Below are 17,382 nucleotides of genomic sequence, written 5' to 3'. Positions count from 1 at the left end.
TTATAAAGACTTCATTGTGCCTTTTGGCAATACTGCTGAAACTGCGCCTTTTTGAACAGTTACTTCAGTGCCTTCGGCAATGCTTACTACGATAAAGTCTTTGTCGTCGGCAACTTTAGTGATTTTGCCAACCACACCACCTTGGGTTAACACCTCATCGCCTTTTGACAATTGCGACATTAGGTTTTTGTGCTCTTTTACGCGCTTAGCTTGTGGACGGTAAATCATAAAGTAAAACACTAAACCGAAAACCAACAGCATAATGATCATTTCAAAACCACCACCTTGAGGCGCTGGTGCTGCGGCAGCATGTGCTTGACTAATAAATAAACTCATAATATCCCCTGTATTAATAACACTAAAATCTGTTGTTTTTACTGTGCTGGCTCAGCCTGGTCAGCGCCTTTCAACGGCGGCACTGGCAAATCGCGCAAGGCGTAAAACTCAGCAACAAATTCTTCTAATCTACCTTCGGCAATCGCATCGCGCAAACCTTGCATAACGCGTTGATAAAAACGCAAGTTGTGCATAGTGTTTAACTGCGATCCTAAAATCTCATTACACTTATCTAAGTGATGCAAATAGGCACGCGAATAATTCTTACAAGTGTAACAATCACACTCAGGATCCAACGGGCCGGTATCGGTTTTGTGACGCGAGTTGCGAATTTTTACGACGCCATTGGTCACAAACAAATGACCATTGCGAGCATTGCGAGTTGGCATCACACAATCAAACATGTCGATACCGCGGCGCACGCCTTCTACTAAGTCTTCCGGCTTACCCACTCCCATCAAATATCTGGGCTTATCCTCAGGAATCAAGGGGGTAGTGTGATCTAATATTCGAATCATGTCTTCTTTTGGCTCACCAACCGACAAGCCGCCGATGGCATAACCGTCAAAATCAATCGCTTGCAGCCCTGCTGCTGATACTTCGCGCAGGTCTTCGTACATACCGCCTTGCACTATGCCAAATAATGCTGACGGGTTATCGCCGTGGGCGTCTTTTGAGCGTTGTGCCCAACGCAATGACAGCTCCATTGAAGTTTTTGCTTCATCGTGACTGGCTGGGTACGGTGTACATTCATCAAAAATCATGACGATGTCTGAGCCCAAACTCTTTTGCACTTCCATTGAACGCTCTGGTGTTAACATGATCTTTTCACCATTGACTGGCGATCTAAATTCAACACCTTTCTCGGTAATTTTGCGCATTGCGCCAAGACTGAACACTTGGAAACCGCCTGAATCAGTTAAAATTGGCTTATCCCAATTGATAAAGTCGTGTAAATCACCGTGCTGTTCAATGATCTCAGTACCTGGACGCAACATTAGATGAAAGGTATTACCCAATAGAATTTCAGCGCCGGTTTCGGCAACTTCTTCGGTTTTCATGCCTTTAACCGTACCGTAAGTACCAACGGGCATAAATGCCGGTGTTTGCACTTCACCGCGATCAAAAATCAGTTTACCGCGACGGGCTTTACCGTCTTTTTTAATTAGTTCGTATTTCATTACTTTTCCTCTGCCAGTCAGCGAAACAGGCCAACGGCTTAACTACCTTGCCAGTAACACTATCCTGACAAACAAAATTTATCTATTTTAACTAAGTAGTTTTCTTAGTTAAGAACATCGCATCGCCATAACTGAAAAAGCGATATTCGTTTTCAACTGCTTGTTGGTATGCAGTCATAATATTGTCGTAACCAGCAAATGCACTGACTAACATTAACAGGGTTGATTCAGACAAGTGAAAATTTGTTACCAAGGCGTCAACCACCTTAAAGTCGAAACCGGGGGTAATGAAAATGTCAGTGTCTTGGTAAAACGGTGCAATTAACTCGCCTTGTTCAGCCGCCGCTTTGGCTGCACTTTCAAGGGTGCGCATCGAGGTGGTACCCACCGCAACAACGCGATTGCCATTGGCTTTAGTTTGTGCAATTTGCTCTGCAACTTCAGGCGACAGCTCAGCGTATTCAGCGTGCATAACGTGCTCGCTAATCTCTTCAACTCTAACTGGCTGAAAGGTCCCTGCACCAACGTGTAAGGTAATAAATGCTAGATTAACGCCCTTGGCTTTAATTTTTGCCAGTATTTCATCGTCGAAATGTAGACCTGCCGTCGGTGCGGCAACCGCCCCCGGCTTTTCATTGTAAACGGTTTGATAACGCTCGCGATCGCTGTCTTCATCTGGGCGGTCGATATAAGGCGGCAATGGCATGTGGCCAATTTCTTCTAAAACGTCAAGTACTGGCTTATCACTGTGTACTTCGAGTTCAAACAAAGCGTCATGACGCGCCACCATAGTCGCTTTAACTTTGCCTTCAAGGATGATTTCGGTGCCCGGCTTTGGCGATTTACTGGCGCGAATATGAGCGAGTAATCGACGTTCATCGAGCATGCGCTCAACCAACACTTCAAGCTTACCGCCACTGGCTTTTTGACCGAACATACGCGCGGGAATAACGCGGGTGTTGTTAAAAACTAATAAATCACCTTCAGAAAGCTGATCAATAATATCGGTAAACTGCTGATGCGCAATCTGGCCTGAATTGCCATTTAAGGTCATTAAACGACTCGCCGTTCGATCGGCTTTCGGATAACGGGCAATTAAATGTTCAGGTAAGTCAAAAGAAAAATCAGCAACGCGCATATTTAACCTCAGCTTGAGACAACAAACAACTTTCTAGCGCCTCCAAATAACATTTATAGCACTGACAAGTATTTCCTGATTTACACCAGTAACTTAGCTCGCTATGAATGAGTGGGGAACAGTATTCTAGAAAGAAGAAAACTAACTAGCTTAACCTTTAGCACGCGCATAATTTGAATATTTCAATTATTCTTTAATAAGCAATTGCGGCCAGATTAAACAAAACCGCGCTAGTCTAGTGCTGAGCGCCAACAATAGCAAGTTTAGTGCTAAAAAAACGCACTATATTCACCAAATTCATAGCCAGTATTTAGTAAATAATTTAAGCTCGTGAAAGAAAGCTCGCTAAGGTGACCGAAACACCGATTGATACAGGTAATTAGGATGCAAACCCTCGCCCATACTATCGCCCATACGATACTTTCCGGCTTTGACCGCCACATAAGACTTTTTAGCCGCATCAGCCAAACTGCCCGCTTGAGATTTGCTCATGCCGATTGGCAAGGTGTTCAAAACGCTGCCAAAGAACGCACCGACTTTTACGATAAAAGGGTCAACGAAACTCTCCAGCTCCTTGAACAAAGCTTTAATATTAGCGAACTCGACAGCGAGTTATGGCAAGAGGTTAAACGCGCCTACGTCAAATTACTGCAACCGCATTTACAGGCCGACTTAGCGGAGAGTTTTTACAATTCAGTGTTTTGTAAGCTGTTCGAGCGCAAGTATTACAACAATAACTACATATTTGTTGAAACTAGCTTAACTAAAGGTCGAACTCGTGCTGAAACACCAATTTATACTCGTTATCAGCCCAGCGAAAAAGGCTTATTTGAGACCGTTAAAGACATTCTAACCAAGCCGCATTTAGATTTGCCATTTGAAGATCTAGACCGCGACATCAACAACATCATTAAAGCCTTTCGTCAGCGGGCAGACAAAACCTTATTTGACTTGTCATTGATGCATTTCGATATTCTCGATAGTATTTTCTATCGCAATAAAGGCGCTTACTTAATAGGGCGTGTGCGTTCCCCTGCCGGTGACACACCGTTTATTGTTGCCTTGCTTAACCGCGAAAATGCCAATAGCGGCGAAGGTGCCGTTTACATCGATGCACTGCTCACCAGCAGCGAAGAAATGGCGGTAGTGTTTGGCTTTGCCCGTGCTTACTTTTTTGTTGAATGCCTGCAACCTTGCGCGCTAGTGCACTTTCTTCACAAATTAATGCCAAATAAAACCAAAGCAGAACTCTATTCATCTATTGGTTTTCACAAACAAGGTAAAACTCAGTTTTATCGCGACTTTTTACATCACTTAGACGACTCAACAGACAAGCTCGAACTGGCACCGGGTATCAAAGGCATGGTGATGTCGGTATTTACCTTGCCTTCTTACCCATATGTTTTCAAAGTGATCAAAGACAAATTTGCACCGTCTAAGCAAATGACCAAGAAAGACGTTATTGGTAAGTATCGCCTAGTAAAACTGCACGATAGAGTCGGCCGTATGGCAGATACCATGGAGTATTCAGAAGTGGCGTTTCCCAAAGAGCGCTTTTCCGACGAGCTACTAGAAGAGTTAACCAAGGTCGCTGGGTCAATAATTCGCTTTGAAGATGATTTAGTGATTATCAAACACGTTTATATTGAACGCCGGATGACACCACTCAACCTGTATTTAGCTCAAGCCAGTAAAGATGGCGATCAAGAGGCCATCAACAGTGCTATGTACGGATATGGTAAAGCGATTAAACAACTGATTGCTGCTGATATTTTCCCCGGTGATATGCTATTGAAAAACTTCGGTGTTACACGCCACGGCCGAGTGATTTTCTATGACTATGACGAAATCACCTATATGAATGAAGTGAACTTTAGAGTGAAGCCTGAGCCTAAGACCGAAGAGCAAATATTTGCTGCCGAGCCTTGGTACAGCGTCGCCCCTGGTGATGTTTTCCCCGAAGAGCTCGCCACTTTTGCCTTGGCAAACCGTCAGTATCGAGAAGCCTTTAACACTCATCACGCCAATTTGCTCGAGGCTAGTTATTGGCAAGCCTGCCAAAGGGACGTCGCCAACGGTATTATTCGAGATGTTTATCCTTACCCGAAAAAAATGAGATTCAGTCGAGATTTAGGATAGCTTTATTGTTCATAAATAACTGTACAGCTATTAAGCGAATTGCCAGCAATCGCTGGCAATTTGAGCAAACGGTTCAATTTGACAAGAAATTTGTTGATAAAGGCTTTACCTTTAGTTCGGCATCAGTATAATGCCAGTCCATTGCAGGGGTATAGTTCCAATTGGTAGAACAGCGGTCTCCAAAACCGACGGTTGGGAGTTCGAATCTCTCTACCCCTGCCACTTCTTTTCTCTTGATATTCTCAATACTCAGCTTGTTATCAAAAAATTCTCAATAATCTTATTGTTTTATCGCAGTTGTTTCAGCGCTTAAATTCCGTAGAATAACAACTTAAACATTAACAAACTAACACTGATTATTTATGCCGCTGTCGAGACAACAATTTGAGCATCTCAATGCTATGGGTATCGAACTCTGGCAACGAAAGTCATCAACAGTGACAGAGCATCAGCAAGCGTCACAAACAAACTCAAAAAACCTTGCTCAGCTTGACCAACCAGCCTTATCTTCATCGAGATTGTTAAGTGATATTTTGCAAAGCATTGGCGTTGATAAAGCCGATATTCAGTTTCATCAAAGTCACATCGACTTAGGCCTGATTAATTGGCAATTTAACACCGACAGTGCTAGCAGCTGCCAATTTCAACACCAGTGCTTAACCACGCCTGAACTCAAAGATATAGCAGCAACGCCAACGCTAAAAAAACAACTGTGGCAACTATTCACTGCTCAACATCTCAACAGCAAGGGTAAGTAATAGCATGGCAAACCAATTTCATCCGATTAGTTTGAGTGATGTCGACAACTTAATGCCTATTGAAAATGCCAGCCATAGCCATCCGTGGACTGAATCTTTGTTTCGCAGTTGTGTTGGCGGTCGCTATTTTGGCCAGTATTTAACAATAGAGCAGCAAAACGCCAACCGAAATAGCACAGTAGGCTTTTATGTTGGAGATTACGTCGCTGGAGAAGCGACCTTAATGAATATTTGCGTCAATCCGATTGAGCAAGGCCAAGGCTATGGTAAAGTCTTACTGACCGAGTTTATTAGCCACGCCAAACGACTCGGTGCAGAAAAGTTATTTCTCGAGGTCAGAGCCAGCAATATTAGCGCTCAAATGCTTTACATCAATTATGGTTTTAGCGAAATAGGCAGACGCACGGGTTACTACCCGAAAGCGATTGGCTATGAAGATGCGATTGTGATGTCAAAAACGCTGTAGTCGTTAACACTTTCTATTATTATCTAGAAAACAAAAAGCCGATCGTTTGATCGGCTTTTTCGTTATCATCTCAGTAAGTCAACTAACAATAATTAGTTACCCGCACTTAACAGTGCAACTTGTTCTTGATAGTTCTTCTCTTTGCTGACATAAGCATGCCATTGCTTGGCAGTTTTAGCGACTTTTGGCAAGTCTTGCGCTTTAGTAAAAGCAGTCAAAGCTTGGTCAAAGTTTTTCAAGTTGAAGTTAGACATGCCAAGTACTAGGTACATATTACCTTCATTGGCTAGTTCACCGCGCTCTAAGGCAGTTTCAGCAGAAGCAATTGCTAAGTCCCACTTCTCCAAGTTGAGGTACGCTTGTGCTAACTGTGCGTCGTATTTGCCATTCTCAGCAATCTTAGCCGCTTTAATCAGTACTGGAATTGCTTTCTCATCTTCTTTCGCCATGACGTATGATTGTGCCATTAACTCTAAACGCTTAACGTCGGCAACGACAATACCTTGGGCAATTGCATCATCTAACACTTTCGCCGCTTTGTACGGTAATTCGTGGTACAAATAAAGCTGAGACAACATGACAAGCTCAGACGACTTTTTCAAGTAGCCAGCTTGCCACGCCGCTTCCATAATGCCGAGCTGTTTTTTCTCTTGGCCAATCTCGCCGTACATACCACCGAGTTGAATCCAGTATTCCGGCTTGTCGTAGTAACGCACCAACTCTTCAATCACTTCGGTGACTTTTTCAGGCTGCTTTAGCGAGTAGTAGGCCGCACGTTGCAAAATCAACCAGTTTTCTTTTGGCGGTTGCAAAACGTCAGCAACAAAGTTGTTTTCTCTAGCTAGGACAATGTTATCAATGGTTTTTTGATACTGCTTGTCCTGATAGTATACCTGAGCGAACAAAGCATATTGGCTCGCCAGCATGCGCTTAGGGTTGTTGTCACGCCACAGAGTCAAATATTCAATAGCTTTATCGTATTTACCTTGCTGCATTGCTAGCTGACCTAACGAATACAAGGTCGATAAATACAAGTTATTAGGAATTGCCTCGATTTCAACAACCTTGCTGAAATACTCGATAGTTTTGTCAAGATCTTCGTTGGCGTAGTGTAAAAAACCGTAGAAATTCCACATAGTAGCAATTTCATAGTCATTCATACTACTAATGCGCTCTTGTACTTCATCCAACACCTGAATACCCTTAGGTATATCACCTTCATCAGCGATTTTTTGGGCACGAGCAAACTGCGTATAAACCTTGTTGCGCATCGTCGGTATTTTTTTAGTTTTACGTGCTGGCGCCGCTTGCTCTGCTTGTGCACTGGCGACGTTAGTACCAAAACTAAGATCACTGATTAATGGCATCTGATAAACAAGTGATGCACTTAAGACAGAAAGGATTAGTTTTTTAGCTTTCATTTTATCTTCCTCTGCCGCAATTAACCGTCAATTTCGAAGGTAATTTTGTTTTGCACACCAGCAACGTCCATAGCAACGCCATCGATAACACGAGGCTTGTACTTGAATTTTAATGCTGCGTTAATCGCTGCTTGGTCAAAAATACCTTGAGGTTGAGATTCAACAACGATTGGATCTTTTACTGAACCAGTTTTAGTCACAGTAAACTCAAGAATTACATAACCTTCGATACCACGAGACTGAGCACGGCGCGGATAAATCGGCGCAACCTGGCTCAATGGCAAATAATCGCCGTCACCACTGTCTAAGCTCAAACCACCTGATAAACCAGCGTCAGCTTGAACATCGGCAGTAAAGCTATTACTAACAGCATTGGCGTTAGGGTTAGCTTGCTGCATTTGCGGCTGCTGCATTGGTGGTGGTGGCGTTTCTGGCTTAGGTGGCTTTTGTGGCTTGCGCTCTTTCTTTTGTACCGCTTCTTCTTTTTTCAAGCGAACAAAATCAAGCACGCGGCCTTTAGGCGCGTCAGTGAGGGCATCGTTACCACCAGAGATTAGTGTTTGCATGCCCCACAACAAGCCAAAAGTCATGATGACCGCTAGCGCTAAGGCAATTCCGTAACGGGAACCTACACCGAGCATACCTGACTCTTTAACGTACATAACTAGGCCTCTTGAGCCGCGATTGAAACATCAAAGACACCAGCGGCACGTGCTGAGTCCATAACTTTGATCAAGACATCAGTAGTCGCTTTCTTGTCAGCTTGAATAACTACTGTACCCTGTGGATTTTCCGCTTTTAAGCGCTCGATATTTGCTTGTACTGCTCGCACGTCAACTTTGCGCTTGTTGATCCAAATTTCACCTTTGTCACTAATCGCAACTAAAATGTTAGCACGCTCTTTTTTAACGGCTGTCGCTGCTTCTGGGCGGTTAACTTCGATACCTGCTTCTTTGACAAATGATGCAGTAACGATAAAAAAGATTAAAAGAATAAAAACAACGTCAAGCATTGGCGTCATGTTAATTTCTTCTGCTTCTTCTTGCTCTTGTAAAACTTTTGATAATTGTGAACGCATAATAAAACCTATCTGTACTTACTAATCCCAATGGTTAGTAAATATCACGCTTAATTTGTTGCTGCATGTTTGGCATTTAGACAAGGCAGCGCTTGTGTAGTGTGGTTCACCACATGAGCAAGCGCTAACGCCGTATAAATGTCAAACTAGTGTTGCATTGGTAAACTATCTTCTAATAACTCAGTTTCACGCTTTGCAAAACGCTGTAGCCAAGTCACAGCAAAAACCCCTGATAATGAACCCACCATTCCAGCCATTGTTGGAATAGTCGCTCTTGAAACACCTGACGCCATTGAGCGAGCATTGCCGCTACCTGAAATAGCCATTACGTCAAACACTTCAATCATACCGGTCACAGTACCGAGTAGCCCAAGTAGTGGACATAAAACAACGAGGCTGTGAATCAATGGGACATTGTTATTCAATTTTGCAGATGCGCGTGAAACCATTGCTTCGCGAATCATTTCAGCATTCCATGAGTCGCGCTCAACGCGACCAAACCATGCTGCTTTTACTGATTTTTTGTATTGACGGTAGCCAAAGAAAACAAAGGCGATACGTTCAAAAATCAGCAGCCACATTAAACAAATGACGGCAGCGATGACGGTCAGAACTTGACCGCCAGTGTCCATAAACTCACGGATGCTATTCATCATGTCGATGAATAAAATCATGGCTTATGCTCCCTTCTCTGCCTCAGCACGCTCAGCGATAATGCCGGCACTTTGCTGCTGTAGAATGTTGATGATGCCGCGGCTACGCGTATTTAGTAGTGTAGAGATAAACACCATAGGAATCGCCACAACAAGACCAAGTACAGTAGTAACAAGCGCTTGTGAAATACCACCGGCCATCAATTTCGGGTCACCAGTACCAAACAAGGTAATTGCTTGGAAGGTATTGATCATACCTGTTACCGTACCAAGTAGACCGATAAGCGGCGCTACCACTGAGATAATCTTAATCAAGGTTAAACGAGAAGTTAGTTTTGGTACTTCGCGTAAAATTGACTCAGACAATTTCAACTCTAGTGTTTCAGTGTCGATATTTGGATTTTGCTCTTTCACTAAGATAACGCGACCTAATGGGTTGTCGTCTTTAGCAGTTGATGATTTAAGCTGGCGATTTACTTTAGAGCCAATTAAGAACAAGCTAACAAAACGCTCAATGGCTATTAGTAAACCAACTAAACCAATACCTAAAATGATGTAACCTACCGTACCACCTTGGTCAACGCGCTCACGTTGGTTAGGTGCTTGAACAAGTAAGCTCAAGATAGAACCACCCGTTGGGTCTAAGGCGAATGCCACTTGCTCGTTGTTAACCTTAGCTAAGTCAGCTGCAGTGCCTAAGTAACGGCCTGAAGGTTGACGCTTAAGTTCAGCCACGGAACCCGTTTCAGAGATGTACTCTAAGTACTTGCCGTTAGCGACTAGGTTGAAGCTACCAACACGAGTTACATCTGTTGGTACACGCTGACCGTCGGCCAATACAACTTCGCGGTTAAAGGTTGTTACTTTGCCACTTTCGGTCATTTCACGTTGAAGTTCGAACCAGATTTTTTCGATTTCTTCAATTGAGGCCAATTTCGAGCTTGACCCCATAGACTGTGCGAATTCGTCTAAAAATACTTCACGGCCTGGGATTTGCGCTGAAATTACAGAGTTTTGGAACTTGCTTTTGGTATCACCAGACACTTGCTGAAGCACACCAAACAACTCTTTTAACTCACCTAAACGCTTGTTTAGTGCGTCGGCGCGGTTGGCAATTTCAATTTCGTTTTTTTGAAAATCGTCTTCTAACTTAGCACTTAATTTAATCTTGTCGTTGCGCTCATTTTTAGCGGCAGCTAACAATTGATCTTGTTGTGCTTTTTTAGCAACAAACTCAGCTTCACGAGCTTTGTTTTGCTCAGTTTGAGCGACTTTACCTTGCTCTAATTGCGCGAGTAATTCATCAAGACTCGCCGGTTCTTGTGCGATTGCAGCTGAGGCAAAACTACCTGCGAATAAAACTGCTAAAAATTGCTTCATTTTAGTTTTCACGTCTGTTCTCCAGGTTTATTCAGCTTCGTTTAATGGCACAACAATTAAGTCTGGTGCTAACTGCTTACGGGCAATGCGCAATGCTTTATTGATATCTGTGCGGTAGCTGCTCGGAAGTTCTTGCCAAGAGCGCGCTTTTTGATTCCAAATACCCATAGTGTTGCCATCGCGCGTTTGATAAACCAAAGTCACGCGACCGATGCGCAAGAAGTCAACATCGCGCTCTTGACCGTTAACCTCGATTAAACCTGTGTACGCTTCAATTGTGCGACCATAGTCAACTTCAACTTGGTAGGCTTCGAGTACGCGGCGGAATTTTTCAGAAACGGCAATATCAGCGCGCTCTAATAACGTTTTTAAACCGTCGATGCGCTTGCTGCGCTCTTCTTCTAAGAATGGGACATCTAGCTCAACAAACATGGCTAAGGTATCGATCATACGCGCCATTAACGGTGAAACTTGACGCTCAATAACACTCACTTGCTCCATTGAAACAGCAATTTGCTCTAGCTCTTCCATTTGGTTATTGATTTGAGTTTGCATCTGACCGTTGTATACGTTTAAGCCATCAATCTCTTTGTTAACGGTTTTAAACTGCTGCAACTTGCTTTGAATTTGATCACTGATTTTGTCAATCTTAGCTTGTGATTTGCTCGCAGATTGATTGATTTGCTGACCGGCCTTAGCAACGTCGTCGATACCGCTGTTTTGGGCTAATAACTGTGGCGAAATGCCAGAAGTAACGGCTAATGCACTAGTCATAAGACTAATACGGGCCAGTTTAGACAATTTCATATTAAAACCTTAAGTTTTGATTGATTGCTAGATACGAGTTAACTCAAGTTTGCCAAACGCATACTTGAGCAAAAAATCTATGTTGATATTACTATGGGGCGGTATTCTAAAGACGGAATATTACAATTAGGTTTCAGTAATATTTCATCTTTATTAAGTGACATTTTAGTGACATTTTTATGAAAATACATAACCAAATGGTCAGCATTTCAAAGAGATAAACATCTCTATAGCATTGCTCTAACTACGATAAATTTTGCATAAATAATAAAAAAGGCCAGCTAATTTAGCTGGCCTTTTTAAGAACAATGACTAAATGGTTAGAATTCCCATTTAAACGCTAAATCAAAACCAATACCACGAGTTTCGCTGCGTCGAATGGTATCATCGAAGCTCAACTCTCGTTCTTGGTCTAAAATATTTTGGACCTTAAACTTCACGCTGGTTGAAAACGTTGGAAAATAAGTATAAACCAAGTCAAGTGAGTGGAATGGTTGCTCTTCACTATCAGCAAACGTATCGATACCCGGTAAAATAATACGCGGACCAAACACGTTATAGGCAAGTGTTGCCGCGTGTTTACCATTAGGCGCATCAAAGCCTAAGTTTAAGTTAACCACATAACGAGAGTGACCAGTTAAACGACGCTCAGTGTTGGTAATAGCCGTAGAAACCCCGGTTTGCTCAACAACACGCTGCGTGTTAATTTTCACTTCTGAGTCACTTAACGTGACGTTACCTGATAAGAAAAAAGCATCAGCATATTCGCCAAAGCCGTAATCTTTCAAGAACGTAAAGTCTTTTAAGAAGTCCACTTCAACACCGTAAAGTTCACCAGTATCGGCATTGGCAATACGAATAAGTGGTGGACCATCCTGCGCAGGTGATTGCACTGATTCAATCGGGTTAGTGATGTCTTTATAGAACAAACCGACTGAAACGTTTTCGCCAGTATCTAAATACCACTCCCAGCGGAAATCATAGTGTTTAATTTGAGATATCTGCGTTGATGGCGTACCGCCAATTGGGTCACCAGTTAACGGATCTAAGTAAGTCGCACTAGCCACTTCACGAAAATCTGGACGAACAACCGTCTCGGCATAGGAGCCTCTAAACTGTACGTCTGGCGTTAAGAAATAAGTGACCGCAAGCGATGGATAAAAATCATCATCTTGTAGGGCTAACTCGGCTAAATCTTGTTCAGTTGGTGAACGCGGTAAGTCGAACTCACCAGTTGATGGTTTTAAACCAACGGTGACTTGGCGGAAATCTTCCCAGCGGACACCTGCAGTAACTCGCCAAGTGTTATCAAAGAAAAAATCACCTTCAACATAAACAGCATCGGTTAACTGACCAGCAAGGTAATCATCACCGTCAATTGAAGTATCGCGAATAAGGTTACGACCCGAACTAGACAAAGGAGCATTTAACAAATTTTCTTGCGTTAAAATACTGGTAATGCGATTACCTGACAGATCAAGACCATCAAAAGCCAAGGTGTCTAAATCGATACGACGACCAAAACCGTTACGAGATTTTTCAGTAAAATCGGCACCTGCTTTCAACTCAATTTCAGTGGTTTCTAAGGTAATCGGCAATGAAATGTTAAAACCGTAGTTCTCTACTTTATCGTGCAACTCTTGGAAACTGTAACGAGCGGCAGTTGTCGCACGGCGCAGTGAACTTTCGTTATTGATGTCGAAAATACCGTCGTTATTGGTATCGGCTAAAATAAAGCGACTTTCAAAGTTACCTGGCGCTTTACGAATTGAACGACCACTTGAGTATTTCCAATCAATACCTAAGAAGTTTAACTCAGGAAAAGTATGTGTACCTCTAATTTGATTAGACAACAAGGTACGCTCTTCGTAAGTCACTTCGATATCACGAACTCTTAAACCTTCACTTAACAAGACGTTGTTGGTGTTACCCAATTTGTCTTCAATGCGATCTTCGGTGTCGTTTAGCGCAAGGTTAATAAATTCAAACTTGTGATTATTGGTAATCTCTAAACCAAAGTTGAGCATGGCAGAGAATCTAACATTATGCGTAGTTTCTTTAAGGTCGTCGAAGCCACGTAACAAGGTAAAAGTACCGTCGTTTTGGCGGGTAAAATCTTGCCCTTCAAAACCGTCGGTATATAGCCATTCGTTGTCATAAGACAAAGACGCCAAGTAACCAAAAGTGATGGTGTCACCTTCAAAACGGTCACCTAATGCTAAATCGAGACCAACATCTGGATCTAACGTTTCTGGCGTTGGATCGTAATCATTATAAAGTTCTGCAGCAATCAAACGGTTATCGGCCTGCGATAAATCGTTTAATGGGTCAAAGTTGCGCCACAGTGTCTGCAATGATTCAGGCGCTGCACGAGTACCGTCATCGCGACCATACCAATCATTGCCACCACCGTTATAGGTAAAACCTTCGCCAAAGTTATCGGTGTTACCACCAATATTGCCAGCAATATTAAAAACAAAATCACTTGGAATTGATTTGGTACGAATATCTACCGAACCACCGCCAAAGTGGGCAGACTTAGAAGCAGAATATGATTTTTGTACCGACAGTGATTCAATAATAATTGACGGGAATAAATCCAGTGGAATAACAGAGCGCGTTGGATCCGGGCTCGGCACCGCAGCACCGTTAAGGGTGGTGCTTGAGTAACGTTCACCTAAACCGCGAATATAAATAAACTTGCCGTCGACCAGCGTCAAACCTGGAAGGCGACGAAGTGCTGCGGCAGCATCACTATCACCGGTGCGAGAAATCTGCTCTGCACCCAAAATATCAGCGACAAACGCTTGGTTTTTACGCTCATCTAATACCGCACTAGCAGTACCTTTTAAGCGACTCGCTTTTACTACTAGCTCTTCAATCGCATCCTCAGTAGCGTCGCTCTCTTGTGCTTGAACGCCAGCTGACGACATCGTCATGCTAGTTAGTACGGCAACTGTTAAGCTAGATAAGCTAAAGCTGCGAAATGAGTTTTTCATGTTTAACCTCTTAAGAATGGCTAATCTAACATTAGATTAAAGTTGGTAAAGGCCGTGTTATTCATTGTTTTGGTAAGCAATAAAGCCACCGCCTAAGCTGGTGGCTTTATTTAATTAACACGGGCTGTTGTGTTAACAGTAACTCGTTAGAATTACTCTAAACCAACCGTCCATCCCGTAGTCCAGTTGTTGCTTGAAGAAACAGCACCAATGTGGTTTGCATTTTCAAAGAAGCTGTTACCTGAAAGGTCGCGAGGTGTTGTTGTATCGATAGTAAAGATACCGTTTAACACTGCACCTTGGTTAGCCGCTTCGCTATTAGCTGCATTTCCTGAAGCATTTAACACCCAATCACTTAAGTCAAAGGCTGCATTACTTGAATTAGCTGTATCTTTGAAGTTCTCGCTACAAGCAAATACTGAGTTAGTGATAACGGTATCGCCAGCAAGCGCTTGGTCAACAGTTGCGCCGGCTTCAAGCTCTAAACATTCACCCATAGCAGCTGGACCAGTTACAACAAAGTTATAAAGTTGTGCTTTAGTGCCTTCACGCAAGTAAACACCTTCAGAGTCAGTATCAGCTGTATCGAATGCGTTACCAATAATCGTCATATTAGCGATAGTTGGGTTAGATTGCGGTGTATCAGTTGGGTTAGAACCGTCGTTATCCGCTTCAATAGCACGGTTAGCTTGGCTATTGTCAGGGTTGTGCTTAACTAAAACGTATTGCAAGTTACCGCGGAAACCGTTGTCCCAATCAACACTGTCATCTTGGTTAGAGGTTAAAACAACATATTTAGCGTTAACCGTACCACCGAAGAACTCGATACCATCATCGGCATTTTCGTGAACTTGGATGAACTCAACAGTTGTACCTGAACCAACACCACCGAAAGTAATACCGTTTAATTCGTTGTCTGGTGCAATTTCAAAACCAGCGTGCTTAACCACGACATAACGAAGTGTACCTGAGCTGTCTGCATCGTCAGTACCACCGAAAACAGCACCTTCTTGAACACCTTCAACTTGAAGCGCACATGCACTGCCATCATCAGGACAACGGTTAGACTGAGCGTTACCTAAAAGAACTAAACCACCCCATTGGCCAGCGCCAGTAGTAGCACCAGAAATGTCTTGTGATGAAGTGAAAGTAATTGGGTTAGCAGCTGTACCATTGGCTTGGATTTGTGAATCACGACTGATAACTAAGTAGTCATTACCTGAACGGCCAAAGATTTTAGTACCAGCTTCAATCGTAAGTGTTGCTGAATCAGTTTTGTCACCACCAACGAATACTGCGCCATCTAGTGCGTACAAGTTGTTAGCGGTTAATGTCATATTGCTGGTGATACGACCAGAGATTTGACAAGTCGTAGTATTACCGTCCGCAGGAGTAATTGCAGTTGTACCTGTTGGACAGCCTTGTGCAGTTGGTTGTTGTGTTACAACACCACCACCAAAGCCAAAAGCCCAACCACGGCGCCAGTCCGTTGTACCATCAAACGCACCTACGTAAGCAGCAGTGTCAAAGAATGAATCAACAGAAGCAGGGTTTTGGCCAGCGTTAGCTGCGATAAGTGGAGAATTGCTGTTAGGCACGCCGTTTTGATCAATCAAAATAGAGGTTAACACTTGGTTAGCGCCATTGGTTGAAGCAGTTCTGAACCAGTTACCTAAATCAAAATCACCAGCGTTTTTAAAATTTTCATTATTGGTACAAGCCATAACACTATTTTGGAAAACAATGTTACCACTGGTTGCATTGGTTACGGTTGCACCGGCTTCAAACTCTAAACACTCGCCCATTTCCGCAGGACCAGTAATAACAGTGTTGTAAAACTTACCAGCAGTACCTTCGCGCAGATAAATACCTTCTGAGTCGGTATCAGCAGTATCAAAGTTGTTACCAATGATAGTCATATTTGAAATCGTTGGATTTGAGCGCGGCTCTGCGTTTGGTGTAGAACCGTCGTTATCCGCTTCAATCGCACGATTCGCTTCTGATGAATCAGTTGCGTGTTGGATGAAAACGTGCTGCATTTTACCAGTGAAGCCATTATCCCAGTCAACGCTGTCGTCTTGGTTACCGGTTAATACTAAGTGCTTAACGTTGACAGAGCCACCAAAGAATTCAACACCATCATCTGCGTTAGCGTGCACTTGGATGAAATCAACTGTTGTACCTGAACCAACACCACCGAATGTGATACCGTTTAACTCATTATCAGGTGCAATTTCAAAACCTGCGTACTTAACAACAACATAGCGTAAAGTACCTGAGTTATCATCAGCAATTGTACCGCCAAAGACACCACCTTCACTTACACCTTCCACTTGTAGTGCACAGTCACTACCGTCGCTTGGACAGCGGTTAGACGGCGCGTTACCTAAAACAACTAAACCACCCCATTGGCCCGGAGCAGTAGCCGCGCCAGTCACATCTTGTAAAGAGGTCATAATAATTGGGTTAGCCGCTGTACCATTGGCTTCAATAGTCGCATTGCGGTGTACAACCATGTAATCGCGACCTGATTGACCAAAAAGTACGGCACCAGGCTCAATAGTCAATTTAGCAACATCAGTGTTACCACGACTGGTGCGAGCTGCACTACCTGGAGTACCAACGGACAATTCACCCTGAATGGCGTAGAATACTGGACGGTTACCTGTTCTAGCTGGAAGCGTTACATCGCCAGAGATGCTATCGCGTAATGTTTGAACTTGAACGTCAAAACCTAAAGCAGTGCTAATTTGTGTGGTTAGTGCCGTATTTGGAATACCCGGCAAAGTAACATTTTGACCACCGTTGTTACCACCTGTATTGCCACCGCTGTTACCGCCAGAGTTATTGTTGTTTGTCGTTGAAGTTGAGTTATCAACATTTGACGATAAGTTGATATCACCACCGCCACAACCAGCAAGTGCTAATGCACCAGCAATTGCGCTTACTTTAAAAAAGGTTTTGATTTGCATTGTCTGCTCCGCAGCTTTGAGTATTTAAAGTTGTAAATTTGAAAACGCGGATAT

At 43.2% G+C, this 17,382-nt stretch carries 14 protein-coding genes and 1 tRNA gene; 4 read left to right on the top strand and 11 right to left on the bottom strand.

All coding sequences use genetic code 11. The features are described from left to right. The 3 genes from yajC to queA all read right to left on the bottom strand — a co-directional run bounded on the left by yajC (position 1) and on the right by queA (position 2,655). Entirely contained in the window at positions 1-336 is a 336-nt protein-coding gene (gene yajC / locus J7384_RS07020) for a preprotein translocase subunit YajC (RefSeq protein WP_209112462.1), read from the bottom strand. Between the two features lie 38 nt (positions 337-374). After that, positions 375-1,517 carry a tRNA guanosine(34) transglycosylase Tgt gene (tgt, locus tag J7384_RS07015; protein WP_209112460.1) on the bottom strand — a complete coding sequence of 381 codons (1,143 nt, stop codon included), beginning with the start codon at positions 1,515-1,517 and terminating at the stop codon, positions 375-377. 91 nt (positions 1,518-1,608) lie between these two features. Continuing rightward, the gene (gene queA / locus J7384_RS07010) at positions 1,609-2,655 is read right to left on the bottom strand and encodes a tRNA preQ1(34) S-adenosylmethionine ribosyltransferase-isomerase QueA (protein ID WP_209112458.1); all 1,047 of its coding nucleotides are present in this window, start codon (positions 2,653-2,655) and stop codon (positions 1,609-1,611) included. Positions 2,656-3,039: 384 nt separating this feature from the next. Here queA and aceK point away from each other — a divergent pair, with 384 nt between their 5' ends. The 4 genes from aceK (at position 3,040) to rimI (ending at position 6,018) form a co-directional block, all read left to right on the top strand. Then, positions 3,040-4,794: a bifunctional isocitrate dehydrogenase kinase/phosphatase gene (gene aceK / locus J7384_RS07005; RefSeq protein ID WP_209112456.1), complete on the top strand. Its 1,755-nt coding sequence runs from the start codon at positions 3,040-3,042 to the stop codon at positions 4,792-4,794. Between the two features lie 145 nt (positions 4,795-4,939). Continuing rightward, a tRNA-Trp gene (locus J7384_RS07000) sits at positions 4,940-5,016 on the top strand. 140 nt (positions 5,017-5,156) lie between these two features. After that, positions 5,157-5,552: a DNA polymerase III subunit psi gene (locus J7384_RS06995; protein ID WP_209112454.1), complete on the top strand. Its 396-nt coding sequence runs from the start codon at positions 5,157-5,159 to the stop codon at positions 5,550-5,552. A 4-nt stretch (positions 5,553-5,556) separates the two neighbouring features. After that, entirely contained in the window at positions 5,557-6,018 is a 462-nt protein-coding gene (gene rimI, locus J7384_RS06990; RefSeq protein WP_209112452.1) for a ribosomal protein S18-alanine N-acetyltransferase, read from the top strand. Positions 6,019-6,110: 92 nt separating this feature from the next. Here rimI and J7384_RS06985 read toward each other — a convergent pair whose 3' ends face one another. The 8 genes from J7384_RS06985 to J7384_RS06950 form a co-directional block, all read right to left on the bottom strand. Next, positions 6,111-7,439 (bottom strand): tetratricopeptide repeat protein, encoded by a 1,329-nt coding sequence (locus J7384_RS06985; RefSeq protein WP_209112450.1) that lies wholly within the window; start codon positions 7,437-7,439, stop codon positions 6,111-6,113. Between the two features lie 20 nt (positions 7,440-7,459). Beyond that, positions 7,460-8,101, bottom strand: coding sequence for an energy transducer TonB (locus tag J7384_RS06980; protein WP_209112448.1), 642 nt, complete (start codon positions 8,099-8,101; stop codon positions 7,460-7,462). Positions 8,102-8,103: 2 nt separating this feature from the next. After that, positions 8,104-8,517 (bottom strand): biopolymer transporter ExbD, encoded by a 414-nt coding sequence (locus J7384_RS06975; protein ID WP_209112446.1) that lies wholly within the window; start codon positions 8,515-8,517, stop codon positions 8,104-8,106. Between the two features lie 146 nt (positions 8,518-8,663). Next, a complete protein-coding gene (locus J7384_RS06970) occupies positions 8,664-9,191 on the bottom strand; it encodes a MotA/TolQ/ExbB proton channel family protein (protein ID WP_247741674.1) in 528 nt (175 codons plus the stop codon). A 3-nt stretch (positions 9,192-9,194) separates the two neighbouring features. Beyond that, positions 9,195-10,562, bottom strand: a complete 1,368-nt coding sequence (locus J7384_RS06965) for a MotA/TolQ/ExbB proton channel family protein (protein WP_348523851.1) — start codon at positions 10,560-10,562, stop codon at positions 9,195-9,197. 15 nt (positions 10,563-10,577) lie between these two features. Then, on the bottom strand, positions 10,578-11,357 hold the full coding sequence (locus J7384_RS06960) for a DUF3450 domain-containing protein (protein WP_209112444.1): 780 nt from the start codon (positions 11,355-11,357) through the stop codon (positions 10,578-10,580). Between the two features lie 320 nt (positions 11,358-11,677). Next, a complete protein-coding gene (locus tag J7384_RS06955; protein ID WP_209112442.1) occupies positions 11,678-14,356 on the bottom strand; it encodes a TonB-dependent receptor in 2,679 nt (892 codons plus the stop codon). A gap of 152 nt (positions 14,357-14,508) precedes the next feature. After that, positions 14,509-17,328, bottom strand: coding sequence for a hypothetical protein (locus tag J7384_RS06950; RefSeq protein ID WP_209112440.1), 2,820 nt, complete (start codon positions 17,326-17,328; stop codon positions 14,509-14,511). Between the last annotated feature and the right edge of the window lie 54 nt (positions 17,329-17,382).

It is taken from the genome of Endozoicomonas sp. G2_1, assembly GCF_017744155.1.
GTDB lineage: Bacteria > Pseudomonadota > Gammaproteobacteria > Enterobacterales > Alteromonadaceae > JAGHQT01.
The sequence above is the reverse complement of the archived record's forward strand: the minus strand, read 5'-3'. Positions and strand labels throughout refer to the sequence as shown.

Coding starts and splice junctions, on each gene's coding strand:
- aceK (WP_209112456.1), top strand. CDS start 3,040: ATGCAAACCCTCGCCCATACTATCGCCCATACGATACTTTCCGGCTTT.
- queA (WP_209112458.1), bottom strand. CDS start 2,655: ATGCGCGTTGCTGATTTTTCTTTTGACTTACCTGAACATTTAATTGCC.
- rimI (WP_209112452.1), top strand. CDS start 5,557: ATGGCAAACCAATTTCATCCGATTAGTTTGAGTGATGTCGACAACTTA.
- J7384_RS06955 (WP_209112442.1), bottom strand. CDS start 14,356: ATGAAAAACTCATTTCGCAGCTTTAGCTTATCTAGCTTAACAGTTGCC.
- J7384_RS06950 (WP_209112440.1), bottom strand. CDS start 17,328: ATGCAAATCAAAACCTTTTTTAAAGTAAGCGCAATTGCTGGTGCATTA.
- J7384_RS06980 (WP_209112448.1), bottom strand. CDS start 8,101: ATGTACGTTAAAGAGTCAGGTATGCTCGGTGTAGGTTCCCGTTACGGA.
- J7384_RS06970 (WP_247741674.1), bottom strand. CDS start 9,191: ATGATTTTATTCATCGACATGATGAATAGCATCCGTGAGTTTATGGAC.
- J7384_RS06985 (WP_209112450.1), bottom strand. CDS start 7,439: ATGAAAGCTAAAAAACTAATCCTTTCTGTCTTAAGTGCATCACTTGTT.
- J7384_RS06995 (WP_209112454.1), top strand. CDS start 5,157: ATGCCGCTGTCGAGACAACAATTTGAGCATCTCAATGCTATGGGTATC.
- yajC (WP_209112462.1), bottom strand. CDS start 336: ATGAGTTTATTTATTAGTCAAGCACATGCTGCCGCAGCACCAGCGCCT.
- J7384_RS06975 (WP_209112446.1), bottom strand. CDS start 8,517: ATGCGTTCACAATTATCAAAAGTTTTACAAGAGCAAGAAGAAGCAGAA.
- tgt (WP_209112460.1), bottom strand. CDS start 1,517: ATGAAATACGAACTAATTAAAAAAGACGGTAAAGCCCGTCGCGGTAAA.
- J7384_RS06960 (WP_209112444.1), bottom strand. CDS start 11,357: ATGAAATTGTCTAAACTGGCCCGTATTAGTCTTATGACTAGTGCATTA.